Consider the following 26,244-nt stretch of genomic DNA (forward strand, 5'->3'; position numbering starts at 1 on the left):
AATTGAAACATTAATCATAAGGGAGTTTTTTACTTACTAATATTCTCAGATAGTAAGCTATACATAAATTGATCACTAATTTCATATATAACAGGTTTACTTTTAATTTTGATTAATTTTTCTTCATGGCTAGAAATAACATTATTAATCTTTCCTCTAGAATAACCTGAAGCTGTTTGTAGTTCTTTCAAAGTAATTCTTGAATATTTACTGCCAAATACTTTATCTTGTAACAAAATATATAATATTTTATATTCATATTTATCATAATGTTTGTTGTGTAATGCAAGTTGTATTTTATTGATAATGTTTATATTCTCTTCAAAATTATCGATTATATTTTCTTGTCCTTCGATTAAAATACTCAACATATCATCAATAAAATTAGTTAATTCGCCTTTATTGAAATAATTCGAAGTATCAACAAAAGCTTTATAATATTTAGATTTGTTATTATTTACAGAATATGAAAATGAAAGTGCTGTATATGGGTCTAATAAATCGTTTAATTTTCTAGCTATTATATATCTACCAATACGCCCATTCCCATCATAAAATGGATGTATATATTCAAAAATATAATGACTTGCTAAAATTTTAATGAGTTCAGGTGATTCATGACTTTTTATATAATCTATAAGCTTTGTTAATAATTCTATTACTTTCGATTCACTATATTCATTTCTATGAACCCATTTATTTTTAGAATGATCAAATACACCTATACTACTAGCTCTAAACATCTTACCGTCAGGATGTTCATCTTTTTTGATTTCATCAGAAACAATTTCATCGTATATTTTTCTAAAATCTGCAACAGAATTTAGTTCAAGTTCTCCAAATTCCATCATTAAATACTGAGTGACTAATCCAGTAAACCTTTTATCTTTCTTACTTGTATTATTTAATGCTTCAGCTATTTCTTTTTTAGTACTTTTAATATTTTCAATTTCGTTCGTACTTTGTAATTCGTTAATTAATAACTTATTAATATATGCATGTGTTGCTATTGTAGGGAGATTAGCAGATAATTGTTTGATTTTAGATGAATTTAATAGAATTCTTTCATACTGCTTAAACAAACTTTTATTTATTGAATAAAATAATGGATATTGTATATCGAGTAATTGTTTCTCATCTTGCATAGGACTAATTTTTATATCTAATAAATAACTTAAATAATGTTTGATTCTCATATCATATTCTGCTTGCATAACATCTGTTCCAAATAATAGAAAAATCGACTTAAGTGATTTATATTTCATATTTTAACTCCTAAATAATCAATAAACACCAAATATTCTTCCTGCTAATCCGAGTACGACGAGTATGGTTGCTATAAACCATTTATTCTGAGCGTCTTTCATATTACTAATGTTGGCGCTAATTTTTTGATCTACTAAATTGATAATATCTTCTTTTAAAGATTCAGATTCTCTCATTCTTTGATGACTTTCACTTTTAATATCATTCTTCAATTCATTTTTCACTTCTTTTAAAGAGCTTTCTATTAAATCAAATCTTGTGTTTATATGTTTTTCTAGCATTTGAAATTCTGCTCTAGTTACGTAGTCATTATTCATATATCACACCTCACTTTACATAAATCTACTATGAATGGTTTTATCATTTTCAGTTTAAATTACATTAAATATTTTTTCGCTTCCATATTATACATATATATTTTACTACAATTTTGTATTGTGCAAAAGTAATTTTGATAACAACATAAAAAAACCCTAACCGCATTTGGTTAGGGTTTAAAATTTGAGAACTCTTCTACTTAGCGTATTCAGTAGCTCTCATTTCCCGGACAACTGTCACCTTAATATGCCCTGGATATTGTAATTCGCCTTCTATTTGATCTTTAATATCTCTAGCTATTCTATGTGCTTTAAAGTCGTCAATATCTTCAGGAGAAACGATTACTCTAATTTCTCTACCTGCTTGTATTGCGAATGCTTTTTCAACACCTTGATAACCTTCTGATATTTCTTCTAATCTTTCTAAACGTTTCACATAATTTTCTAAAGTTTCTCGTCTAGCTCCAGGTCTTGCAGCACTTAACGCATCTGCTGCTGCTACCAGTATAGAAATAACTGATGTTGGTTCTACATCCCCATGATGTGAGTGTATTGCATTTATGACTGTATCATGTTCATGATATTTCTTTGCAAGTTCTACCCCTATTTCAACATGGCTACCTTCAACTTCGTGATCAATAGCTTTACCAATATCATGTAATAAACCTGCACGTTTTGCTAAAGTAACATCTTCACCTAGTTCAGCTGCTAACATTCCTGAAAGTTGTGCAACTTCTACTGAGTGTTTCAGTACACTTTGGCCATAACTTGTACGATATTTCATACGTCCTAAAATTTTAACCAATTCTGGGTGTAAGTTATGAATACCTAATTCAAATGTCGCTTGTTCACCTGATTCTCTCATTAGGTCATCCACTTCTCTTCTCGCTTTTTCAACCATATCTTCAATTCTACCTGGATGGATACGTCCATCAGATACTAAATTAGTTAAGGCTGTCTTAGCGATTTCTCTTCGAATTGGATCAAATCCAGATAATATAACCGCTTCTGGTGTATCGTCTATAATTAAATCTACACCTGTTAATGTTTCTAAAGTACGAATATTACGACCTTCACGACCGATAATACGTCCTTTCATCTCATCATTTGGTAAATTAACTACGGATACAGTCGATTCTGAAGTATGATCTGCTGCTAATCTTTGTACAGTAATAGACAACAGTTCCTTAGCTTTTTTATCGACATTTGCTTTTAGTTCTCTTTCTTTTTCTTTTACAAGTACAGCAATATCATGTGACAGTTCTTCTTCTACTTGTGAGAATTGCTCTTTACGAGCTTCTTCACGTGTGAGTCCGGAGATGCGTTCTAGTTCTTGTTCATGTTTCATTATTATTTCTTGAACATTACTCTCTTTTGCATCTACCTGTTGTTGTCGCTCTTCAATTTTAGCTTCTTTGTTTTCTAGAATTTCATCTTTTTTGTCTAAAAGATCAGATTTGCGCTCTAAATTTTCTTCTTTTTGAAGTAATCTTGCTTCTTGCTTTTGTAGGTCACTTCTTCTCTCTCTAATTTCACTATCAAGATGATCTCTAATTTGTTGATTTTCTTCTTTAGCTTCAATCAACTTTTCTTTCTTAAGACTCTCAGCTTCTTTATTCGCTTCACTTATAATATAGTGAGCAGACTGACGAGCTTGATCTTGCTTTTTCGTTAAGCTATTATGTGCGAAAAAGTATCCTACAACAACACCTAGAATAACTCCTAGCAAAATGAGTAAGAGGGTTAATAAGTCCACATAAACACCTCCTTCTATCTAGGTTCTACGTCTTATATATACAAAAATATGATTAAATGAAACTATGGAATCATACAACTCAATTGTACGTTTAAATTTGTACAAGTGTCAAGGACATGGACTTTAATTTTTAATTCTATTTTTATAAAAAAACATTCTATAGATTACACAATGAAACGTAATCTATAGAATGTTTAATTTAATCACAAAATACTATTTAGTCTAATAAAGTCTCTTGTTCAGGCACATTAGGTTTTTCTTCTTTTTTAGCTTCTTCTTTCTTCTTACCGTTAAAGCCTAATTGATCTCTTAAGATTCCATCAATTTCTTCGATAATAGCTGGATTTTCTTTTAAGTAAGTCTTAACGTTTTCTTTACCTTGACCCATACGTTCTCCGTTATATGAATACCAAGCACCTGATTTATCTACAATATCAAATTCAACTGCTAAGTCGATTAATTCACCTTCACGTGAAATACCTTCACCGTACATAATATCAACTTCTGCTACTCTGAATGGAGGCGCAACTTTGTTTTTAACAACTTTAATTTTAGTACGGTTACCCACTACTTCTTGACCTTGTTTCAATTGTTCAGCACGACGTACTTCTAAACGAACAGAACTATAGAATTTCAACGCACGTCCACCTGGTGTAACTTCAGGATTACCGAACATAACGCCAACTTTTTCACGGATTTGGTTGATAAAGATAGCTGTTGTATTTGATTTAGAAATAGCACCTGATAATTTACGTAAAGCTTGACTCATTAATCTTGCTTGTAAACCAACGTGTGTATCTCCCATTTCACCTTCAATTTCAGCTTTAGGTGTTAATGCAGCTACTGAGTCGACAATAACAATATCAACTGCACCACTACGAACAAATGCTTCTGCAATCTCTAAACCTTGTTCACCGTGGTCAGGTTGTGATAAATATAGGTTATCAATATCTACGCCTAAGTTTTTAGCATAAACAGGATCTAGTGCGTGCTCAGCATCAATAAAAGCAGCTACGCCACCTTGTCTTTGTGCTTCAGCGATAGCGTGTAAAGCTACTGTTGTTTTACCAGAACTTTCTGGACCATATATTTCAATGATACGTCCTTTAGGGTAACCACCCACACCTAATGCTTTATCAAGTGTGATTGAGCCACTAGAAACTGCTGATACTTCTCTGCTTGTATTATCCCCTAGCTTCATTACTGCCCCTTTACCAAAGGATTTTTCCATATTCTTAATTACTGTATCGAGTGCTTTTTGACGTTCGTTCACGCGATAACCTCCTATATATATAAAATGAATTTACTTGTTTAATTAGCTATTATTACTATAAATGCTTTTGTTCTAAATTGCAAGCATAAAGCGAATATTTGTTCGTGTTTTTGTACGCATTTTTTAAAATTAAGCGAACATAAGTACCGATTTTATGAATTATTGCAAGTTACCTTAATTGGTACAAAAACTTTATAAGTGCTATATTGCTTATTCTATCACGTCTTCCAGCATATGATTGACTTAATGACGAAATAAATTTTTCCGTTTTTTGCATATGTGAAATATATACTGTTGATTCTTTATGATCTTGTTTTAACACGATAACACTTTCTACGTTAAATGTTGATTTTAACTTATTAGCAATTTGTTCAATTGGATCATCTTGACTAATATTCAACATTTCATCAGTCCATGAATTTTGTAAGAGATATGATTTTAAATATTGTTTGCTGTCTTTAGAAAGCTTAAGTCGCGCATTTAATACGCCATCTGTAATGCCATCATAGATAACAAGTGGTTGGTCTAATTCATTAAATACAGCATCTTCAACTGTTAAATCATCACTACCATAATAAAATTCGCCGATTCTATTTAATATTTCTGTTTTAACAGGCTGGATTAAATCTATCGCTTGTTGTTTAGTATTCGCATTAGCCGTAATGCGGAGTGATACTTCATGTTGACCAGCAAGTGGAGCAATTGTAGGATTGGATTGATTATCTATTAAGTCAATCAACTCTGTTTCCAAACTAGATTCACCAATACCCATGAATTTCAACGACTCTGAAAAGATGACACGTTCTTCATTTAAGAAGAAAGGTACAAGATATTGATTGACCATTGGTTGAAGTTCTTTCGGCGGACCTGGTAATAATACGACTTTTTTGTCATCCACTTCTAAATACATGCCTGGTGCCATACCAAAGTCATTCTTCAGTACTTCACTACCTTCAATAACAAGTGCTTGTTGTCTATTATTAGGTGTCATCGTACGGTTTTCATTTTTGAAATATTGTTCAATCTGATCCATAGCTTGTTTATTTGTTTCTAGCGATTTACCTAATACTTTACCAACAGTTTGTTTTGTTAAATCATCTTTCGTTGGTCCTAAACCACCTGTTAAAATCACAACGTCATGATGCGCTAATTCTTCTTTAAAAGTACGTTCTAACCTTCCAGTATTATCACCTACAGCAACGTGTCTCATCACACTTGCACCAAGTTCATTGAGTACTTTTGATATAAACTGTGCATTTGTATTTGCAATTTGTCCTAATAAAATTTCAGTACCTACGCTTAAAATACTAACTTTCATACTTTTGCCTCCTACAGAAAAACCTACAAACGAAATGTTGTAGGTTAAATGTTGTTATTATTTTGATCCTTTAAATACATCTCTACCATGATAAAAATACTCTATACCAGATAGAATTGTAAAGAAAGTAGCAATATACATGAGCCATTGCCCAAGATTAATTTGCCATAAAGTAGAGAATGGTTCTTGTAATAGGATAAATACGATTGCAACCATCGTTACAGCCGTTTTAATTTTACCTAATTGACCAGCTGCACTTACAAAGCCTTGTTCAATTTGAAGTAATCTTAGACCTGTTACAGCAAATTCTCTAGCAATGATGATAATAGCAATAACTGATGATACTTTATCAAGTTCTACTAATGCAATTAATGCACTCGCAACTAATAATTTATCAGCTAGAGGGTCTAAAAATTTCCCCATGTTTGTAACAAGTTCCCATTTTCTCGCTAAATAGCCATCAAACCAATCTGTAACAGAAGCTAAAATAAATATAATACCAGCTATAAATTGTTCTATTCTCATTTCTTGTCCAAATAAGAAATGCATGTCACCCATATTAAAATCTACAAGTAAAAATAAAACAAATACAGGTATTAAAATAACACGTAATACTGTTAATTGATTAGGAATATTCATATTCGTTCTCCTTCTTTTCTTACAACTGCATAATAATACTATTATAAATCAATACTATATATAATTAAATGATAATTATTAATAATATCCATCCAATTAAACATATACCAAAGAACGTAACCATTTGTGTTATGAGTTTAGCTACCATTTTATTCTCTGATATTTCAGTTTGACTTCTTTTTTCTTGCGTAAGCTGTCTAAAAGCTTCTTTAGCAGAAGGTGCTGTTTTAGGCAACTCACTTTGATGTTTATCAATTAATTCTGGTGCACTCATATTGATTGCCGAAGCATATTTCGTTATGAAACCTCTTGTATAATCGGGATTTGGTAGATTTTCAAATTCATTCTTTTCAATCATCATTAAAAATGGTCTTTGTATCTTTGTTTTTTCTTCAAGTTCAACTAAAGTCATCCCTAATTGTTCTCTTTTACTTCTTAACGTTTCTCCAATATATTTCAAATATATTCACCTCAAACAATTTATTCAAAAAATCCAAATCCATCTCCAAATGCCATATTGTCATTTGTAAATAAATCATTTTTATTTAATTGCTCATATGTAATTTCTTGGTCTTCTGTTTCTCTTAGTTCAATAATATAATCAAAATCTTCAAGGCTATATTCAGAGCGCTGTACAAATAAATCAGGATGTTCTACTACTTTAATTGTTGGTAAACTCATAACTTCTCTAACGAGTTGTTTATGCTTTTCGTCGGTTTGTTTAGACGTTACAGCCCCATCAATAATATAAACATTTTCATCACTATATTCACCTTTTAATAAAGAGCTTCTAACAGTTTGCTTAATAAGCGTTGAACTAATAAACAACCATTTTTTATGGGCACACACACTTGCTGCAACAACCGATTCAGTTTTACCTACTCTTGGCATACCTCTTACACCAATCAATTTATGACGGTTCTCTTTAAACAGTTCTGCCATAAAATCGACTAACAAACCTAAATCTTTTCTTTCGAATCTAAAAGTCTTTTTGTCATCAACATCTCGTTTAATATATCTACCGTGTCTTACCGCTAATCGATCTCTTAAGCCAGGTGTACGTAGTTTTTTAATTGTGATATCATCAATTTCTTTAACAATATTTTCAAAACGTTTAACCTTATTCATATCATCTGTCTTAATAAGTAGCCCTCTTCGACCTTGATCGACACCATTTATCGTAATGATATTAATACCTAATATACCAAGCAAACTAGAGATATCCCCTAATAAACCTGCTCTATTTACTTGTATATCGTATTCTAAGTACCATTCTTTTTTAATGACTTCTTCCATAATATCCACCCCAATATTAAATATACCATCCTCCGTTTACACGAAGTACTTGACCGGTCACACTTTGAGATAACGGATTTAATAAATATCCCACCGTTGCCGCAACTTCTTTAGTTTGAACAAACCGACCTTGTGGTATTTCATCTTTTAATTGTGTTTGTGTAATTTCATCAAGTTCATCTGTCATTTTACCATGAACGACACCTGGACATATAGCATTTACTGTAATAGATGTTAAAGCAAGTTCTTTTGCTAAAGATTTAACAAAACCAAGTTGAGCAGCTTTCATTGTTGAATAGATTGTTTCGTAACTTGCACCAGTCTCACCCCAAATAGATGAAATAATGATTATTCTGCCATTTTCACTTTTTCTAATATCATCAACAAATAATTGAACAATTTTTATAAGCGCATATACATTCAAATTATATTGAACATCAATATCATGATCTGTAAAATCTTGAATAGCACCAAATGACGATTGCCCAGCTGCATAAATTAATTGATCAATATGTCCGATTGAAGTTAAAGACTGTAAATTATCTTTGTTTGTTAAATCGAATTGTAGAAAAGTTACAGGTTGTCCGGCATACCTTTGTTTGAGTTCATTAATATTAGATCGATTATAATGCAGTATCACTTCATGCCCTAGTGATAAACATTCATCAACAATCGATAAGCCAATGTCACCACTACCACCAACAATAAATGTTCTAGCCATTTTGTTTCACCAAACGACTTTCTACAACATGATCGAAGTCTATTAATGAAGCCAATGTTTCTTGTACACTTTCTACTGTTATAGATTCTAAAATGTTTACAAGTTCAAATAGTTCGACACCTTCGAAATAGAATTTAGTATATTGATTCGCAATATATTCTGGAGAATTTAAGCTTGATACAATTTCCCCTAAAGTTTGTTTTCTCACTCTTTCTAACTCTTCTGGAACAAATCCATTTTCTATATACTTTTTAAGTTCTGCTTTAACCGCTTCTTTAAATTCATGATGATAATCAGTTGTCACAGCTAGAATTAAATAACTATATGTCATTTCGTTAGCAAATTGATAACCAAACGTATCATCAATCACTTCTTTTTCTAAATTTGATTGATAAAATTCAGTTTGTTCACCAAACATTAAATCTAAAGCAATCATCATTTCCATATCATTTTTTACGCGTACTTTATCAGAAATAGTATTAGGCTTGAACTTATATGCCAACATTGATTTTTCTTGGACGATATCCATTTTCGTTTCGACATATGGTGTATGTACAGATGTCGGTTCGTCTATTGCTTTTCTCGTAATAGGTGGCATTTCATGCATATTTCTTTTATCTTCATGTTCACGCACTAATTGTATAGTCTCGTCAGGATTGACATCGCCAACAATGATTAACACCATATTTGCTGGATGATAAAACGTTTCATATGATAAATATAAATCTTCTGCCGTAATGTCATAAATACTTTCAACAGATCCTGCTATATCCACTTGTACAGGATGATTATGATAGAGTGCACCTAAAGTTTGGAACATTAATTTATAATTAGGCTGTTCCTGGTACATCTTAATTTCTTCAGCGATTATACCTTTTTCTTTTTCTACTGTTTTCTCAGTAAAATATGGGCTTTCAATCATCTTTAATAAACGAATAATATTATCGTGTACATTTCCTGTCGCACTAAATAAATAGCTTGTTCTATCAAATGTTGTAAATGCATTAACTTGTGCATCATTTTCAGCGAAACTTGTAAAGACATCGCCATCTTCTTTTTCGAACAATTTATGTTCTAAGAAATGGGCTACCCCGTCCGGAACAGTTACAAAATCATCTTTGCCATGTGGCTTAAATGTATGATCAAGTGAACCGAAATGTGTTGTATATGTCACAAAAGTCTTTGAAAAACCTGCTTTCGGAATAACTACTACTTTTAAACCATTCTCTAAAGTCTCTTCAAATACAGTTTCATCAATCTGTTTATAATATTGATTACGCATTGTTATCACCTTCAGTCAGTATATATATTGTATCTAATTGTCCAAGTTGTGCGATCTTTTTAATATCTTCAATAGTGATAGATTCAATTTCTTTAATCCACTCATCATAGTTATAAACGGATTGATATCTCGCATGTGTATGCAATAAGTCGATCATTTGTCGTTGCTTATCAAACATTTCTCGTGCATGTGAGATTAAGACTTTCTTCGCTAAAGTCAGTCTCTCTGTTTCAATTTCACCTTGTTGAATATCTTTAAAAATATTTAAAATTGTTTCTTTAGCGACATGTACTTTATCTTTAGAGATGCCACCAACTATATATAAGAACCCATTTCTTGCATCGATTTGAGAATGTATTGAATATGCTAAACTTTGTTTTTCACGTACTTCACTAAATAAAATTGAAGAAGCATCTCCACCAAGTAACATATTTAACACTAAGAACGAATAATATTCTTTAGAATGGAATGTTATTGGGAACCTATATCCCATATTTAATTTTGCTTGATCAATCTTTGTATAATCTACTATTTCTTTTACTTCTTTAATATCTTTTAATAATGTCGTTTCGATTTCTAATTGACTATTATGATCGAAATTAAAATATTCATGACACAATGATTTAACTTCATCTAATTCAACATTTCCAATAATATATGTAGATATTGCATTCTCATGTAACAAATCATGATATGTATTCACTAAAGATTCAGGCGTTACATTATCAATGTCTTCTAGTCGACCTGAAGCTAAATATTTATATGGCTCATCTTCAAACATATGATTCATAAATTGAATAAATGCGCGTTGAGATTTATTGTCTTCAATTGCAGTTAATTTTTTATGTAATAAAGATTTTTCTTGCTTCGTATATTTTTCGTTAAATTTTCCATTTTCAATAAGTGGGTTGAAAATCACTTCGTGCAATAATTTAACGGCTTGCTCAAACAGTGGAATTTCACTATTTAAATATTTTTCATTTACGATTTCAATACCAATTGTCATGATATGATTATTAGCTTGTTTATTGACATAGCTAAATAAATGCGCACCATATAAGTCCGCAAGCAAATTATTCATTTCTTTATCAGTTTGGTATTGTTTTGTAACACGTGTAATTAATTTACTTAAAATTGACCTAGATGTAATCGTCTCACTGTTTAATGGTGCTACAAATTTAAAAACGATAGTCGTTGTTTTAAATTTTTCAGTTGGTATCACATAAACGTCATTTGAAGATAATTGTATATGTTCTGTTGTTATCATAATAGATACCTCTCTTATATGTATGTATATAGAGAAACAAAGCAACAATTGTTACTTTGTTTCTCTCAATATATTTATTATATCCTATTTCTTGTAATTCGAAACTTTACAAGACTGCTTTTAAAATAATTTAGTGAATAAAGAACAGGTGTACCATGTTCGTTATAATGAATTTGTGTTAATAACATCATTGCATCATCTGGTTCAGAATTCAGTATTTCACTAATATATGGTTCATAACTAATAGATTCTATAGATGTATTAGCATGTGTTATTTTAAATTCTACTTTACTTTCAATTGCAGATAAAATAGATGAGTTGGATCGGTAGTCACTGCATGCAAATAAATCAGTAGCAATTTTATCTAAACAATAAACGACTGGCTCACCATTAGCTGTGCGTACTCTTTCAATAACTGAAATATACGCATCTTTTTCTAAGTTTAATACTTCTATATCTTTTAAAGTCGCGACTTCTTCATCTAAACTAATAAATTCAGTTCCTGCAACTTCACCATTCTTTTCAATCATTTTTGTAATACTTACTAATTCGTCTAATGGATAATAATATGGTTGTGTAGGTTTAACTACTGTTACGTCGCCTGTTTTTTGAGATAAAATTTGTTCTGTGACAAGTTCATGTATGGCTTTTTCGATTTCATCATAATTTATATTTAACAACTTTTTAATTTCAAACTCATTCGGAATAGCATCTCCCGGTTTGAGTTCAGCTGTTTGAATTTTTTCTAATATCCAATTTTTAACGAAATTTGTACTTGCATTTGTAGACATAATATCCCCCTATTCGTCTTGATAAATATCAACCAATACTTGTCTAGGTTTACTACCTGATTGAGGACCAATAACACCATTACTTTCCAAATCATCCATTAACCTAGATGCCCTATTATAACCTATTCTAAATCTTCTTTGTAATAAACTCGCACTTGCTTTTTGTTCTTCTACAACAAATAAATATGCTTCTTTATATAAAGCATCTTCACTTTCCATTTCATTTGTTTCAGTTGGTTCGTCAGGTTCCATCTCTTTAACATAGTTCGCTGTTTGTTCTCCAACAACATGTTGGACAACTGATTCAACTTCACCATCAGAAAGAAATGCACCTTGTATTCTTGTTGGTTTTGAAGAATCTCTAGATAAGAATAGCATATCACCTCTACCTAGTAATTTTTCAGCACCACCACTATCTAAAATTGTTCTAGAATCTGTTGCAGAACTTACTGCAAATGCAATTCTAGAAGGTATATTAGCTTTAATACTACCTGTGATGACATCAACAGATGGTCTTTGTGTTGCAATAATTAAGTGAATACCTGCTGCACGAGCAAGTTGTGCGATTCTCATAATGGATGATTCAACATCTTTACCAGCAACCATCATTAAGTCAGCAAGTTCATCAACAATGACGACTATATAAGGTAACTGTGCTTGTTTTTCTTCCATTTCTTGATTCGTACGTTCAATGAATTGATTATATCCTTCAATATTTCTTGCACCAACGTGTTGGAACAAGTCGTATCTTTTTTCCATTTCGGATACAATTTTTTGTAATGCTTGATTTGCCTTTTGAGGATTCGTAACAACAGGTGTTAATAAATGTGGTATCCCGTTATACACATTTAATTCAACCATCTTAGGATCAATAAGCATTAATTTCACTTCATGTGGTTTAGCATTCATTAATATACTTGTGATAATACCATTAATACAAACTGATTTACCACTCCCTGTAGCACCTGCTACGAGTAAGTGAGGTAATTTGTTTAATTCTGCAGTAATCGGTTCACCTGAAATATCTCTTCCTAAAGCAACTTCAAGTTTATTAGACGTTGGTTTTGCCTCATTCAGTACTTCTTTCAACGTTACCATTGAAATATGTTCGTTAGGTACTTCAATCCCAACTGCAGACTTACCTGGAATAGGCGCTTCAATTCTAATATCTTTTGCTGCTAAATTCAGTGCAATATCATTACTCAAATTAACAATTTTATTTACTTTCACACCTTGAGCTGGCTGTACTTCGTATTGCGTAACAGCTGGTCCAATCCTAATTTGAGTCACTTTCGCATCGACATTAAAGTTTCTTAACGTAGCTTCGAGTAGTTTCCCTTTTTCTTGAACAGTCTTTTTAGAAACTGATTGAGATTTAGGTGGATCGTTTAAAATCGTAATCGGTGGTAATTTATAATTTAAATTCTCAGTCTCATCTATAGTTGATTCATTCATTGCAGGTTCATGATTATCATGATCTTGTTGAACGGTTTGTTTAGGTTGTTGCGCTCTCTTAGCAGCTAACTTTTCTTGTGATTCAAAGATTGGAATTTCTTCATTAGCTTGTAGTTGGTCATTTTTAGAAATTTCTTGAACTGGTTCGACTTCTTCTAAATGTGAAACGTCTTTAGGTTGCTCTTTTTGACGCTTTTCTTTTTCTAGTTGTTTAGCTTTCGCTTTTTCTTCTCTTTTTTGTTCAAGATTTGTCATTTTTGATTTAGTTTTACTTTGCGCCATATCAAATGCTGATTTCGTAATATCACGATGTCTTTTCTTCATGATTAAAATAACACTAGATAGTAAAACGAGTATCGTTACTATACTATATCCAAAGACGGAAATAAGCTTGCTAATGACATTAAACGCATAATAACCAATATAACCACCACCGTTAAAGTAAAATGCATTTCGTTCTAAACTTGAATATGTTTCACTCAATGTTGTCTTAAACGTATTAAACGATGGATCTTTGAAATATAATACTAACTGCATAATGAATAGCAATGCTACTTGAAAGACGAGCAATCCGTTTACTCTTCTTGTGAATTTTAATTTACCATTCACTGTTATTAACAGTGAAATAATCGCTATCAGTATATAGGTGAAATATTTTGAGAATCCAAATAAGAAATGAAAGAAGCTATCAATCATTAAACCTATAAATCCTAATTGAAAAATACCTAACACGAGTAAAAACAACACAATCATCTGTATGACGTATTTTAGTGTATTATCTTTTTGCTTTTTCTTGCCACGTGTTGTTTTTCTTTTACGTGTTGCTGGCTTCTTCTTTTGTACCATTTTTGAAATAGCCTCCTTATCTATAATGCAAAAAGAGGCTGGGACATAAATAGATGTCTCAGCCTCATATAGTATGTAGGCAGTTAATGAACAGATAGCGTGTAAGACACATTATTTGTTCATATTTGCCGAGATGGAAAGACCCATTATATTGATATAGAATTTAGTCTCATCTCTTGACTGTTAAAAATCATCCATAAAACAATTCATTAGATTTCTGAAATAATTGGAATAATCATCGGGCGACGTTTCGTTTGTTCATAAAGATACTTACCGAGTTTATCACGCATATTTTGTTTCATTTCAGACCATTCAATTTTCTTTTGAAGTAAACCTTCTTCAACAATTTCACGGACTTTTTCTGAAGCGTCGTTTAATAATTCTTCACTTTCTCTAACATAAACGAATCCACGTGATTGAATTTCAGGTCCACCAACAATTTTTCTATTTTTAGGATCTAAAGTTACAACAGCGATAAATATACCATCTTCAGCTAATAAGTGTCTGTCTCTTAAAACAATATTACCGACGTCTCCAACACCGATACCGTCAATTAATACGTTACCAGCTGTAACTTTTTCATTAGCAATCATTTTTTCGCCATCAAAGTTAACAACGTCACCTTTTTCTAGTAAGAAAATTTTCTCAGGATCTACGCCTGTTTCAGCTGCTAATTTCGCGTGTGCGATTTGCATTTTAAATTCACCTTGTACTGGAATAAAGTATTCAGGTTTCATTAAATTAAGCATCATTTTAAGTTCTTCCATACAACCATGACTAGATGCATGTGTTTTTTTGTTATTAGGCATAATGTGTGCGCCAGCTTTAACTAATTCATTTAAAGTCTGACCAATAATTACTTCCATATTAGCAGAAGCTGTTGTAGAAATATAAACATTATCGCCTTCTAAAATGTTTAAAATAGGATGTCTTTGTTGAGCCATTTGGCCTAATGCTTCAATTGGTTCACCTTGCATACCTGTAGCAATAATAATTAATTCATTTTTAGGATATTTACTAATGTCATGCACAGGTACTAAAAGATTTTCTGGAATATTAAAGTAACCTAATTTACGTGCAACATTGAAAGAACTTTCTAAAGAACGTCCTAAGAATGAAACTTTACGGTTTAATTTACTAGCCGCATTCAACACTTGTTGAATACGAATAAAGTTAGATGCATAACAAGACACGATAATGCGTCCGCTTGCTTTTGCAAATTCATCAACCATATGACTTTCGATTACATTTTCAGGAACGTTATAGCCAGGCTTTTCCGCTTCTGTTGAATCACTTATCAACGCAAATACGCCATTTTGCCCAATTTCAGTCATCTTAGCGATATCTGGTGCATAGGCACCTTGTAAACTTTGGTCGAATTTAAATTCTCCAGTATAAACGATTGCACCATATGATGTATGGATACATACACCTAAACTATCTGGGATAGAATGTGTTGTATTAAAGAATGTCACGTTAACGTTTTTAAATCTCATGACAGAATCTTTATTTACTGTATAATAACGTACTTTTTTATTGATTTTTCTTGCTTTCATATGATCTTTAACTAATGCGATCGTCAATCTTGATCCGTATACTGGTGCATCAAGCTTTTCAAGTATATAACTTACAGCACCGATAGAATCTTCATGTCCGTGTGATAAAAAGATACCTTTAAGTTTATCTTTATTCTCAATAACATATTGTATGTCTGGTATAACAACGTCTACACCTAACATTTCGTCTTCTGGAAACATTAAACCAGCGTCTAACATGAACATTTCTTCGTCCACTTCAACGATATACATGTTTTTTGCAATTTCTCCTACACCACCGAGTGGTATGATACGAATTTTATCATTTTTCTTTTTAATTAAACTCAAAATTGTTCCTCCTAAATGTAGTCCCGTCCATAATATATTTATTTAATCATACCATTTATATAATCGATTATACAAGCACATACAACAGTCTTATACATATTTTAAATTAAGGAAGACAATAATTTTTATATCAGGTCATATCTTTATGATTTCTCTGTCAAAATAAACTCAGAATAAGGTGCATCTAGTAATCTTTTCGTAGCTGATTTAATATCTGCTAACTGTATTTGATTAATCTCGTGCTCGAACTGCTCATTCGTAATTAATTCATTATGAAACATGATTGAACGTGCATTTCTCGTCATTTTATTTTGGTTAGATTCAGATGCCATTAAAAAGCTTGTGATGATATGGCTTTTAGCATCGTCTAATTCATTCTGTGTAATACCGTCACTTAATAATGACTCGAGCACTTCCGTAATAAGTTCACTTGATGCATCAACATTTTCTTTATCAGTTGCTACATAAATTGTCAGCAAGCCATCATTATGAAAACTTTGGAAATCCGAGTAAACATTATAACATAATCCATGTTCTTCTCTTAGAACTTGGAACAATTTAGAGCTCATTGTTTCGCCTAAAATTGTGTTCAAAATATTCGTTGCATAATAGTGTTCGTCATTATAACTTGGTGCGTCATAACTTCTCATAAAATGCGTTTGTTCTAGTTCATTTTTATAGTAAGTTTCTTTCTTCTCAATAAAATTCATGCTTTGTTCTTGTTGATCAAGCGGTATTTCTACCCCATCAGATAATTGCTTAAGCAATGTTTCTTTCATAGATTCGCTATAAGCACCTGCAACTGAAACAATTAAACGATTACTTTGATAATATTTTTTATGGAAATCAACTAATGTATCTCTATCAATTTGATTGACACTAACCGGCGTACCAAGAATCATTCGTCCTAATGGTTGGTCTTTATAAATTTCATGTTCCAATTTATCCATTAACCATTCTTCTGGTGTATCTTCAATCATTTTAATTTCTTCTAAAATGACTTTTTTCTCACGAACAATTTCTTCTTCAAGAAATAGTGGATTTTTAACCATATCTATAAGTAAATCAATTGCTTTATGTTCAAATCTTTTTAATGTTTTACAGAAATAACAAGTGTACATTTTTGTCGTATATGCATTGTTATAGCCACCAATTTTATCAAATTCATTTGATAATTGCTGTCTCGTATAGTGTTCACTACCTTTAAACAACATATGTTCCATAAAATGAGCAATACCTTCTGGATAATCACCTTCATCACCCGTTCCAGTATTGACATAAACACCTACACTAATTGTTTCACTGTTAGGAACTTCTTCAAAAATCACTGTCGTTCCATTATTCAGTCGTTGTAAATCAGCCATATTTATTCACCTCAAAATAAATAGGGACACGTCAATGTCCCTCTATTAGTAGACATACATACTTTCATAACCTCTCTTGCCTAGGGTACAGTCTCAGCCTGTAGTCTTCGACTTGTACGATTCCCTCAGGCGTATCGGTTATAAAAGTATTTTATATGAAGCAATCATTAATTTAAAACCTTTTGTGTCATAAGTATTGAGAAGTATTATGTACATGTATAATCGCAGTATTTGCACTTTGTATCAAAACTGCTAATAACGGTATCAGTATTTGCACCTTTAGCCAGAACTGCTAATAACGGTATCAGTATTTGCACCTTTAGCCAGAACTGCTAATAACGGTACTCCTATTCATAAAACTACTGACAAGTATCATGTAACTTCTTGTTCTACTTACTCATAAAAAATGCCAACAAAATCTATGACTTTGTTGACACTTTAAATTTCAGATTTTAATGATTGTCAATGTCCCTATCTGAATCATTTCTTTTATTATTTTTGTTCTTTTTCTTCGTTTAACAACACTTTGCGTGATGCGTTTACGCGTCCTTGACGGTCAATTTCAGTTACTTTTACTAAGAATTGGTCACCAATTTTAGCTACATCTTCAACTTTGTTAACTCTTTCGTTAGAGAATTGAGAAATATGAACAAGGGCATCTTTACCTGGGAAGATTTCAACAAATGCACCGAATTTTTCGATACGTTTAACTGTTGCCATATAAATTGCACCGACTTCAGCTTCTCTTGTAATATCTTCAATAATTTGTCTAGCACGATCGATCATTTCTTTATCTTTAGATCCGATAAATACTGTACCGTCTTGTTCGATATCTAATTTAACACCTGTTTCATCAATGATTTCATTGATTTTCTTACCACCAGGTCCAATAACATCTCTAATTTTATCTGGTTTAATATGCATAATTTCAATTTTAGGTGCATATTGGCTAAGTTCTTCTCTAGGTTCTCTTAATGTTTCAAGCATATGATTTAAGATATATAATCTACCAATTCTTGCTTGCTCAAGTGCTTCTTTTAAGATTTGTTCACTTAAACCATCGATTTTGATGTCCATTTGAATAGCAGTGATACCTTTTTCTGTACCTGCAACTTTAAAGTCCATATCACCTAGTGCATCTTCCATACCTTGAATATCAGATAAAATTGTGTAGTTATCATCTTTAGTAATCAAGCCCATTGCGATACCTGCAACTGGTGCTTTAATTGGCACACCTGCATCCATTAAAGCTAAAGTTGAACCACAAATTGAAGCTTGTGATGATGAACCATTTGATTCAAGTACTTCTGAAACAACTCTTATTGTATAAGGGAATTCTTTTTCATCAGGAATAACTTGTAGTAATGCACGTTCACCTAATGCACCGTGACCAATTTCACGACGTCCTGGTGCTCTCACTGGTCCTGTTTCACCAACTGAGAAGTTAGGGAAATTATAGTGATGCATGTAACGTTTTTGTTCTTCTGTACCTAGACCATCAATGATTTGATGTTCACCTAATGCACCTAAAGTCGCAACTGAAAATGCTTGAGTTTGTCCACGTGTAAATAAACCTGAACCATGAGCTCTAGGTAATAATCCAACTTCAGAAGACAATGGTCTGATTTCTTCAGGATTACGTCCATCTGGTCTCACTTTATCTTCAGTAATTAAACGACGCACTTCTTCTTTTACAAGTGCATCTAATATTTTACTTACATCTTTAAGAACTTCTTCGTTATCTGGATCTTCTTCGTTAGTAAAGTCATTTAGAATTTCTTCTTTAACTGCAGAAATATTAATATCTCTTTGTTGTTTTTCTTCAGTTCTGATTGCTGAAATAATATCTAAAGCTTCTGCTTTAGCACGAACTGTTTCTTCAAATGAAGCTTCAATTTCAACAGGTATAAATTCAGCTTTTTCAGGTTGAATATCTTCAATGATAGCTTCTTGGAATTCAACTAATCTTTGAATTTCTTTATGACCAAATAAAATAGCATTTAACATTGTTTCTTCAGTTACTTCTTTAGCACCCGCTTCAACCATGTTAATCGCATCTTTATGACCCGCTACTTGTAAATCCAATAAAGAGACTTCTCTTTGTTCAACATCTGGGTTGATAACAAATTCGCCGTCTACTAATCCTACGTTTACACCTGCAATTGGTCTTTCAAACGGAATATCTGAAACAGATAATGCCATTGAAGAACCGATCATAGCTGCCATTTCTGGTGAACAGTTTGGATCAACACTCATTACGATAGAAATAACTTGAACATCATGTCTGTATCCTTTAGGGAATAATGGACGAATTGGTCTATCAATTAATCTACTTGTTAAAGTAGCATCTTCACCAGGTCTACCTTCACGTTTATTAAAGCCACCAGGAATTTTTCCTGCAGCATACATTTTTTCTTCATAGTTAACCATTAATGGGAAAAAGTCTACATTTCTAGGTTCTTTTGATGCAGTTGCTGTTGATAATACAACTGTATCCCCATATCTTACTAATACTGCACCATTAGCTTGTTTTGCTAATTGGCCTGTTTCAATTATTAATGGACTTCCTGCCCATTCTGTCTTAAAGACTTTCTTCTCTTGAGACATTTATGAATCTCCTCTCATACACTTAATCTCTTATATCATACCATTATACACATATTTTTTATATTTATTTATAAAAAAATCGAAAGAAATCTGATTGATTTCCTTCGATTGAAATTACGATTAGCGACGTAATCCTAATGATTTAATTAAATCACGGTAACGTTGAACATCATTTTCACGTAAATATGTTAATAAATGTTTACGACGACCAACCATTTTTAATAATCCACGACGTGAATGATGGTCTTTCTTGTGAGTACGTAAATGTTCGTTTAAAGCAGTGATTTCTGCTGTTAAAACTGCGATTTGTACTTCTGGAGAACCAGTATCAGTTTCATGTACGCGGTATTGTTCGATTAGTTCGTTTTTTCTTTCTTGTGAAATTGCCATTGTCAATTTCCCTCCTATAATTGTATTCACCGTAAACCTGAGCTGATCGTCGGAGTGTCGATAAGCCAAGGATTAGGCACTCAAATCATTATACATAACTCTTTATGTTCTTTCAAGTGATAATAACGCTTTTGCTTCTTCTTTATCTTGCTTAATTTGATTAACAAGTGCATCTATGCCATCAAATTTTTGTTCTGGTCTAATAAAATGGTGCCAATATACTTCTACACGTTCACCATATATACTTTCTTCAAAATCAAAGATATTAACTTCAATACTTATTTGAGAAACAGATGGATCATGGAATGTTGGTTTCACACCAACGTTACACACACCTTTATATGACTTATCTCTTGATTTAATTAATAATGTTACGGCGTAAACACCTTTTCTAGGTAATACATAGTCATCGCTTGGTTCAACATTAGCTGTAGGAAAACCAATCGTACGCCCTCTTTTTTCGCCTTGAACAACCATACCTTTAATAACATATGGACGTCCTAAAGCTAAATTACAAGCTTCTATTTCTCCTAGTTCAAGTGATGTTCTAATATTCGTAGTTGAGATTTTTTCATCCTCATGTAACGTTTGCTTAGATACAACAAATACATCAAATGGGTAATCATTTTCTTGTAACGATGCCATATTTCCTTTTCCATATTTACCGAAACTGAAATCATAGCCAGCAATAACAGCTTTTACATGATTTTGAATAAAATATTGGTCAATAAAATCATCTGCAGACACATCTGCAAATGTAGAAGAAAAGTTAACGACGAAACAGTAATCTACTCCTAACTTTTCAATTGCTTCAATTTTATCTGCAATAGGTGTTAAATACGTTGTTCTTTTCTTTTCAGGATTTAAGACAACTGAAGGGTGTGGATCAAATGTCATAACAGCTTTTTTTAAATGTTTATCTTTAGCTACTTTAATCATTTTTTTAAGAACTTGTTGATGACCTAAATGTATGCCATCAAAAAAACCGATAGCTAAAGCAATATTTTCATTTACAAATTGTTTAGATTTAATTGGGTGTGTAATTTCTATAACTTCCATCAATATACTCCTTTAAAGAAAAACTTTTTTCGGTTTATAAAGTGTTTCATTTTTATCGTAAGTATCCATAATAGCAATCGCTTTGTCTTCATACCAAACAACAAATTCGCCATCATGTTTACTTTCATCTATTAAAGATTTTTCTATTTTTTGTCCGTTCTGAATACGCGTTACGATATTTTTATCATGTACGGTAATTTTCGTTAAACCATTCAATCCATATTCTAATGGAAGAATCACATCTTGTAACTTATCTTGCTCAACAATTTCTCTTAAGTCATCTAATTTAATAGCCTGATTCAAAGTAAATCCGCCACTTTTCAATCTAATTAAATGAGACATATGTGCAGGATAATTTAGTAAAGCACCAATTTGAGTTGCTAACGTTCTAATATATGTACCCTTGCCACATTCAACTTCAATTTCAAATTTACAAGTATCATTCTCATAAATAATATCAGAAATTAAATCAATACTGTTAATATGCACCCTTCTTACAGGACGTTCAACTTCAATATTTTGTCTAGCATATTCATATAATTTCTTACCATTAACTTTAACAGCAGAATACATAGGTGGAATTTGTTCTATGTCACCTTCTAATTGTTTTAAAGTCGCAATCATTTCATCTTTGCCCCATAAATTTTGATCAACACGCTTCTGATCAACTATCTCACCAGTTTGGTCTTCAGTCGTTGTACTCATACCAATCGTTACTTCAGCTCTGTAAGATTTGCCACTTTCCATCACATAATCACTCACACGCGTCGCTTTCCCAACACAAATCGGTAGTACACCACTTACCTCAGGATCCAAAGTTCCAGTATGGCCAACTTTTTTTGTTTTTAAAATTTTACGAAGTTTAAATACGACGTCATGACTTGTCATACCAACTTCCTTATGAATTGCTAGAATGCCATCCAAATTTACGACCTCCATAATGTTTCTATTCTTTTTAATTTTACATGAAAATATTCATAAAAAGAAGAAATAACTGAATTTCATAAAAAATGCGATTGTGTTGGGGACAGATTTCTGAGTAATGTCCCTAACGATGGCGTCGCTCTATTTACCAGAATTCAGAATAATGGTAGTTACAGCTCTCTTATTTCCACAATTCGGAATAATGGTAGTTACAGCGTTCTTATTACCACAATTCGAAATTATGGTAGTTACAGTCTTCTTATTACCACAATTCAGAATTATGGTAGTTACAGCGTTCTTATTACCACAATTCAGAATAATGGTAGTTAGAGCCTCTCTAATCAAAAAAAGACTAAGACATCTTATAGTGTCTCAGTCTTTCCAAATTTGGATTAATCATTACGATTTAAATCTTGAATCATGCGTTCAATTTTATTACCGTAATCGATTGATTCATCATATTCAAAATGCAATTCTGGTAAAATACGTAATTTCATACGATTACCTAATTCTGATTTAATAAAGCCTTTTGCTTTTTCTAAACCTTTAAATGTATCTTCTTTTTCTTTATCAGTACCTAATACAGTTAAATAAACTGTAGCGTGTGATAAGTCTCCTGGAAGTTCTACATCTGTAATTGTTAAAAATCCAACTCTTGGATCTTTAAGTTTATTATTGATGATATCCATTAATTCTTTTTTCATTTGTTCGCCTACTCGTTCAGAACGAATACTCATATCTTTCACCTCTTAACATTCTCATCTCTCTATATACATTAGTACATTATAGCACATGCTTGAATGCTTAAAAAGATAATCACTCCATTAATTATTTGTTTAAATTACATTAGAAAAATAAATGAAAGATTATCGAAAAATAAGTTAAAAAAGAATTCATAAACTATCCATCAATACTTCATATCCCATCTTAGGCATGCTTAAAGATGATAATAAATGAAATAATAAATAATATTTGCAACAGTGCTCTTAAATATATGTTCATTGGTACTTTTCCACCTATAGTAATATTTTTAGCATGTGCTTTCATATAACCAGGGAACAATACAAAACATAAAATAATACCAATAACACTGAATACAAAATTAACTTTAGGAATAAACACACTTATCGCAATGACAAATTCTAACCATCCCGTTACATACACAATCATTTTCGGATTTGGAATACTACTCGGAACCATTTTAATAAGTGAATTTCGAATAGAAGGCATAAATCTACCAATAAATGTATACATAAATGCGAAAAATATTGAAAACTGAGCGACATTCATCCACATACTTTCAGTTTGAAATATACGATGTACGATAAATCCAATAACGCAGCCGATAAAATAAACAATCATTGTTTGCATAAGAACCACTCCAATACGTCATATTTGTAGTTCATGATTAACTTTACTGCATCCAATCTATTTACTTACCTATTCCCTTATTGCAGTGTAAATATACATTAAAAATAACGATTCATACTTTAATGAATGTCATCAACTGTCACATAACAAGTCATCATCCATAACACAAATTTCACTTTTCTAAATAAACAGTTATGCTATATATATCAAGTATATTTATATACTTGAAGAGAATCCGTATTCTCGACTCAACAATAAAAGTGCTTATCTTCCAAAAATGGGAAGTATATCTCCAGCTAAGGTATACTTCCCATTTACATGTCAGTAAATCCAGTTATTTGATTATGGATATAATTAATAACCTTATTTGCTTCTAAAGTGTTAATACCCATATTTAAATCTTTGGCTACTTCAACTGATAAAATATAAAATTGTTCTGTAATATTTAATAATGAATTTGTTATATCATCAACTTCACCGTGTGGATATGATTCTAACAATTTATTCCATTCAGACTTAGAAATGTATTTTTTTAATAATTTATGGTTTTTTCCAGTTGAGATTTGCCATTCAAATTTGTTACTGACTTTCCAGTCATACATAGTCAAAAGTAAATCACGCATCATATTTAAATGATCAATAGCATAAAAAATTTCTTCTCTTTTAATGCCTTTAACAACATACGTTGATAACCACCAAAATTCATTACAAACAAAATCAAACCGCTTCTGGTTAGGTTTCTTAATATGATATTTTTTATCACTTGGTTCACTTTGATCACTAAAATAATGATCCTTATCAATTAATACCTTCAGTAAATAATCTTCATGTCTATATGCTTCTATACATTCAATTGGTATAAATCTGAAATCTACTCGCATGTGTTTTTCAAACAACACCATATAAAATAATTGATCCTTTATACCACTATCAGAACGCTCTCTATTACACTGAGAAATAATAGGCTCTCCAAAATTTTTAATAAATGATAAATGTTGAATAAACGACTCATAATTCTTTACGATAAATGCAATATCAAAATCTTGATATTCATCCGGTTCAATAAATTTATTAACCCTAGACCCATTCATGCAAACTGCTCTAATATCATCCTCAATCGAAGCAATATTAAAAATTTCTTCCAATACCTCACGTTCTGTTTTCATGATATCACCTACTACTCATTATGATAAATTAATTGTATAACACCTGATTTAAATTTTCTTGAATGTACTAGTTTAAGTTGTTGTCTATCTTCTATATCTATAAATAGTGGTTTTCCTTTTCCTAAAACGATAGGATGTATGGATAGTCTATATTCATCTACTAATCCATAATTTACAAATGTCGTAATTAAGCTAGATCCACCATATAACCATATATCTTTACCTGGCTTACTTTTTATTTCATTTACATGTTCTACGATATTATCTTTAATAACATTGACGTGTTTATCTTCAAACTTAAATTTCTTTGAAAAGACATATTTTTCTTTGGCATGTATGTTTTTCCACATTAATTTGTCTTCTTCTGTATCTTCTAAACTCGGTTGAAAATCTCCCCATGCTTCATAACTTTTTCTTCCATAAAAAATTGTATCGACTTGATTTAAAAAGTCATCAAAATTCATTTCAGGATCCATAATACACCAGTCAATCTCGCCATTTTCACCTTCGATAAGCCCATCTAATGTAACAGCTAAATCCAAAATGACTTTCCTACTATTATCATCACTACTCATATATTGAACCCCCAATCATCTCTTTCTATTATCATACACGAAATGATAATAGAAAACACACCACATTATTTATGATAAATGGGTGTGTCTTGATTCTAATTCTAATAATGATTGCTTCATTTCAAGTCCGCCTCTATAGCCTCTTAGTTGTCCGTCTTTGCCTATTACACGATGGCAAGGTATCACAATGTTTAATGGATTTTTACCGACTGCTGATGCAACAGCTCTAACTGCATTTGGTTTATTAATTTTATTGGCTAAATCTGAATAAGTTGTTGTTTCTCCATATGGTATTTTGGTCAACACTTGCCACACAGTTTCGTTAAAAGGTGTGGAATTTATATCTATTTTTAAGTCAAAAGTGTTTCTTGTGCCATTAAAGTATTCATTCAATTGGTCGATATAAGGTTTTACTTTGTCTTGATTTTCTTTAATTTCTATATTTGAAATAAACTGATGTATTTCATTTTCTTTATCAAATGAGCCTACAAATACGAGACCTTCATCACTTGCATAAATATCGAGATGTTTATTAAGATGCTTAAGAATACCATGATAAATTATTTTCATCGTCTACCTCCTTTGATGAAAGTTTAAATGAATTTATTTGTAAACTCAATATAAATAGTCGTTATCATAATTAGATAGCAATATAAGGATATTTTTATATGTTATGAT

At 31.5% G+C, this 26,244-nt stretch carries 24 protein-coding genes; all 24 read right to left on the minus strand.

Features of this window, described 5'->3' with window-relative positions; translation table 11 throughout:
* Nucleotides 1-29 precede the first annotated feature (29 nt).
* The 24 genes from LQ617_RS02805 to LQ617_RS02920 all read right to left on the minus strand — a co-directional run bounded on the left by LQ617_RS02805 (nt 30) and on the right by LQ617_RS02920 (nt 26,136).
* Nucleotides 30-1,265 carry a Fic family protein gene (locus tag LQ617_RS02805; protein ID WP_239739459.1) on the minus strand — a complete coding sequence of 412 codons (1,236 nt, stop codon included), beginning with the start codon at nt 1,263-1,265 and terminating at the stop codon, nt 30-32.
* Nucleotides 1,266-1,283: 18 nt separating this feature from the next.
* Nucleotides 1,284-1,583: a hypothetical protein gene (locus tag LQ617_RS02810; RefSeq protein WP_239739460.1), complete on the minus strand. Its 300-nt coding sequence runs from the start codon at nt 1,581-1,583 to the stop codon at nt 1,284-1,286.
* A gap of 196 nt (nt 1,584-1,779) precedes the next feature.
* Nucleotides 1,780-3,339 carry a ribonuclease Y gene (gene rny / locus LQ617_RS02815; protein WP_239739462.1) on the minus strand — a complete coding sequence of 520 codons (1,560 nt, stop codon included), beginning with the start codon at nt 3,337-3,339 and terminating at the stop codon, nt 1,780-1,782.
* Nucleotides 3,340-3,556: 217 nt separating this feature from the next.
* Nucleotides 3,557-4,570, minus strand: coding sequence for a recombinase RecA (recA, locus tag LQ617_RS02820; protein ID WP_235906907.1), 1,014 nt, complete (start codon nt 4,568-4,570; stop codon nt 3,557-3,559).
* Between the two features lie 211 nt (nt 4,571-4,781).
* Nucleotides 4,782-5,930 carry a CinA family nicotinamide mononucleotide deamidase-related protein gene (locus LQ617_RS02825; RefSeq protein WP_239739464.1) on the minus strand — a complete coding sequence of 383 codons (1,149 nt, stop codon included), beginning with the start codon at nt 5,928-5,930 and terminating at the stop codon, nt 4,782-4,784.
* 57 nt (nt 5,931-5,987) lie between these two features.
* Nucleotides 5,988-6,569 (minus strand): CDP-diacylglycerol--glycerol-3-phosphate 3-phosphatidyltransferase, encoded by a 582-nt coding sequence (gene pgsA, locus LQ617_RS02830; RefSeq protein ID WP_037587820.1) that lies wholly within the window; start codon nt 6,567-6,569, stop codon nt 5,988-5,990.
* 64 nt (nt 6,570-6,633) lie between these two features.
* Complete coding sequence (locus LQ617_RS02835; RefSeq protein WP_037587819.1) at nt 6,634-7,029, minus strand: helix-turn-helix domain-containing protein; 396 nt, start codon at nt 7,027-7,029, stop codon at nt 6,634-6,636.
* A 20-nt stretch (nt 7,030-7,049) separates the two neighbouring features.
* On the minus strand, nt 7,050-7,865 hold the full coding sequence (locus tag LQ617_RS02840; protein WP_025905363.1) for a YmfK family protein: 816 nt from the start codon (nt 7,863-7,865) through the stop codon (nt 7,050-7,052).
* A 16-nt stretch (nt 7,866-7,881) separates the two neighbouring features.
* Nucleotides 7,882-8,586, minus strand: a complete 705-nt coding sequence (gene ymfI / locus LQ617_RS02845; RefSeq protein WP_239739466.1) for an elongation factor P 5-aminopentanone reductase — start codon at nt 8,584-8,586, stop codon at nt 7,882-7,884.
* Complete coding sequence (gene yfmH / locus LQ617_RS02850; RefSeq protein WP_037587815.1) at nt 8,579-9,868, minus strand: EF-P 5-aminopentanol modification-associated protein YfmH; 1,290 nt, start codon at nt 9,866-9,868, stop codon at nt 8,579-8,581. The genes ymfI and yfmH overlap by 8 nt, the downstream gene beginning before the upstream one ends.
* Nucleotides 9,861-11,135: an EF-P 5-aminopentanol modification-associated protein YfmF gene (gene yfmF / locus LQ617_RS02855; protein ID WP_126476496.1), complete on the minus strand. Its 1,275-nt coding sequence runs from the start codon at nt 11,133-11,135 to the stop codon at nt 9,861-9,863. Before yfmF ends, yfmH begins: the two co-directional genes overlap by 8 nt.
* A 77-nt stretch (nt 11,136-11,212) precedes the next feature.
* Nucleotides 11,213-11,926, minus strand: a complete 714-nt coding sequence (locus LQ617_RS02860; RefSeq protein ID WP_037587813.1) for a GntR family transcriptional regulator — start codon at nt 11,924-11,926, stop codon at nt 11,213-11,215.
* Between the two features lie 9 nt (nt 11,927-11,935).
* The gene (locus tag LQ617_RS02865; protein WP_239739468.1) at nt 11,936-14,227 is read right to left on the minus strand and encodes a DNA translocase FtsK; all 2,292 of its coding nucleotides are present in this window, start codon (nt 14,225-14,227) and stop codon (nt 11,936-11,938) included.
* Between the two features lie 209 nt (nt 14,228-14,436).
* Nucleotides 14,437-16,110 carry a ribonuclease J2 gene (gene rnjB, locus LQ617_RS02870; protein WP_025905357.1) on the minus strand — a complete coding sequence of 558 codons (1,674 nt, stop codon included), beginning with the start codon at nt 16,108-16,110 and terminating at the stop codon, nt 14,437-14,439.
* A 143-nt stretch (nt 16,111-16,253) separates the two neighbouring features.
* Nucleotides 16,254-17,474, minus strand: coding sequence for a M16 family metallopeptidase (locus LQ617_RS02875; RefSeq protein ID WP_239739471.1), 1,221 nt, complete (start codon nt 17,472-17,474; stop codon nt 16,254-16,256).
* Between the two features lie 492 nt (nt 17,475-17,966).
* Nucleotides 17,967-20,081, minus strand: coding sequence for a polyribonucleotide nucleotidyltransferase (gene pnp / locus LQ617_RS02880; protein WP_239739473.1), 2,115 nt, complete (start codon nt 20,079-20,081; stop codon nt 17,967-17,969).
* Between the two features lie 120 nt (nt 20,082-20,201).
* Nucleotides 20,202-20,471, minus strand: coding sequence for a 30S ribosomal protein S15 (gene rpsO / locus LQ617_RS02885; RefSeq protein ID WP_025905354.1), 270 nt, complete (start codon nt 20,469-20,471; stop codon nt 20,202-20,204).
* A gap of 102 nt (nt 20,472-20,573) precedes the next feature.
* A complete protein-coding gene (ribF, locus tag LQ617_RS02890) occupies nt 20,574-21,530 on the minus strand; it encodes a riboflavin biosynthesis protein RibF (RefSeq protein WP_025905353.1) in 957 nt (318 codons plus the stop codon).
* A gap of 12 nt (nt 21,531-21,542) precedes the next feature.
* The gene (gene truB / locus LQ617_RS02895) at nt 21,543-22,469 is read right to left on the minus strand and encodes a tRNA pseudouridine(55) synthase TruB (protein WP_239739475.1); all 927 of its coding nucleotides are present in this window, start codon (nt 22,467-22,469) and stop codon (nt 21,543-21,545) included.
* 377 nt (nt 22,470-22,846) lie between these two features.
* On the minus strand, nt 22,847-23,191 hold the full coding sequence (rbfA, locus tag LQ617_RS02900) for a 30S ribosome-binding factor RbfA (protein ID WP_037587805.1): 345 nt from the start codon (nt 23,189-23,191) through the stop codon (nt 22,847-22,849).
* 190 nt (nt 23,192-23,381) lie between these two features.
* Complete coding sequence (locus tag LQ617_RS02905) at nt 23,382-23,825, minus strand: hypothetical protein (RefSeq protein WP_051575383.1); 444 nt, start codon at nt 23,823-23,825, stop codon at nt 23,382-23,384.
* A 314-nt stretch (nt 23,826-24,139) separates the two neighbouring features.
* The gene (locus LQ617_RS02910; protein ID WP_037587803.1) at nt 24,140-24,991 is read right to left on the minus strand and encodes an aminoglycoside 6-adenylyltransferase; all 852 of its coding nucleotides are present in this window, start codon (nt 24,989-24,991) and stop codon (nt 24,140-24,142) included.
* A gap of 11 nt (nt 24,992-25,002) precedes the next feature.
* A complete protein-coding gene (locus LQ617_RS02915) occupies nt 25,003-25,566 on the minus strand; it encodes a dihydrofolate reductase family protein (protein ID WP_204255121.1) in 564 nt (187 codons plus the stop codon).
* 69 nt (nt 25,567-25,635) lie between these two features.
* On the minus strand, nt 25,636-26,136 hold the full coding sequence (locus LQ617_RS02920) for a methylated-DNA--[protein]-cysteine S-methyltransferase (protein WP_239739477.1): 501 nt from the start codon (nt 26,134-26,136) through the stop codon (nt 25,636-25,638).
* Nucleotides 26,137-26,244 lie beyond the last annotated feature (108 nt).

The organism is Mammaliicoccus sp. P-M59 (assembly GCF_022386135.1).
Lineage (GTDB): Bacteria > Bacillota > Bacilli > Staphylococcales > Staphylococcaceae > Mammaliicoccus > Mammaliicoccus sciuri_A.

Excerpts from the sequence above, each read along its gene's own strand:
- LQ617_RS02860 (WP_037587813.1), bottom strand. The coding sequence starts at position 11,926 with ATGTCTACAAATGCAAGTACAAATTTCGTTAAAAATTGGATATTAGAA.
- pnp (WP_239739473.1), bottom strand. The coding sequence starts at position 20,081 with ATGTCTCAAGAGAAGAAAGTCTTTAAGACAGAATGGGCAGGAAGTCCA.
- LQ617_RS02905 (WP_051575383.1), bottom strand. The coding sequence starts at position 23,825 with ATGCAAACAATGATTGTTTATTTTATCGGCTGCGTTATTGGATTTATC.
- LQ617_RS02805 (WP_239739459.1), bottom strand. The coding sequence starts at position 1,265 with ATGAAATATAAATCACTTAAGTCGATTTTTCTATTATTTGGAACAGAT.
- truB (WP_239739475.1), bottom strand. The coding sequence starts at position 22,469 with ATGGAGGTCGTAAATTTGGATGGCATTCTAGCAATTCATAAGGAAGTT.
- LQ617_RS02915 (WP_204255121.1), bottom strand. The coding sequence starts at position 25,566 with ATGAGTAGTGATGATAATAGTAGGAAAGTCATTTTGGATTTAGCTGTT.
- ymfI (WP_239739466.1), bottom strand. The coding sequence starts at position 8,586 with ATGGCTAGAACATTTATTGTTGGTGGTAGTGGTGACATTGGCTTATCG.
- recA (WP_235906907.1), bottom strand. The coding sequence starts at position 4,570 with ATGGAAAAATCCTTTGGTAAAGGGGCAGTAATGAAGCTAGGGGATAAT.
- ribF (WP_025905353.1), bottom strand. The coding sequence starts at position 21,530 with ATGGAAGTTATAGAAATTACACACCCAATTAAATCTAAACAATTTGTA.
- LQ617_RS02840 (WP_025905363.1), bottom strand. The coding sequence starts at position 7,865 with ATGGAAGAAGTCATTAAAAAAGAATGGTACTTAGAATACGATATACAA.
- LQ617_RS02875 (WP_239739471.1), bottom strand. The coding sequence starts at position 17,474 with ATGGCTGATTTACAACGACTGAATAATGGAACGACAGTGATTTTTGAA.
- rbfA (WP_037587805.1), bottom strand. The coding sequence starts at position 23,191 with ATGAGTATTCGTTCTGAACGAGTAGGCGAACAAATGAAAAAAGAATTA.
- LQ617_RS02865 (WP_239739468.1), bottom strand. The coding sequence starts at position 14,227 with ATGGTACAAAAGAAGAAGCCAGCAACACGTAAAAGAAAAACAACACGT.
- pgsA (WP_037587820.1), bottom strand. The coding sequence starts at position 6,569 with ATGAATATTCCTAATCAATTAACAGTATTACGTGTTATTTTAATACCT.
- LQ617_RS02910 (WP_037587803.1), bottom strand. The coding sequence starts at position 24,991 with ATGAAAACAGAACGTGAGGTATTGGAAGAAATTTTTAATATTGCTTCG.
- LQ617_RS02810 (WP_239739460.1), bottom strand. The coding sequence starts at position 1,583 with ATGAATAATGACTACGTAACTAGAGCAGAATTTCAAATGCTAGAAAAA.
- rpsO (WP_025905354.1), bottom strand. The coding sequence starts at position 20,471 with ATGGCAATTTCACAAGAAAGAAAAAACGAACTAATCGAACAATACCGC.
- LQ617_RS02920 (WP_239739477.1), bottom strand. The coding sequence starts at position 26,136 with ATGAAAATAATTTATCATGGTATTCTTAAGCATCTTAATAAACATCTC.
- yfmH (WP_037587815.1), bottom strand. The coding sequence starts at position 9,868 with ATGCGTAATCAATATTATAAACAGATTGATGAAACTGTATTTGAAGAG.
- yfmF (WP_126476496.1), bottom strand. The coding sequence starts at position 11,135 with ATGATAACAACAGAACATATACAATTATCTTCAAATGACGTTTATGTG.
- LQ617_RS02825 (WP_239739464.1), bottom strand. The coding sequence starts at position 5,930 with ATGAAAGTTAGTATTTTAAGCGTAGGTACTGAAATTTTATTAGGACAA.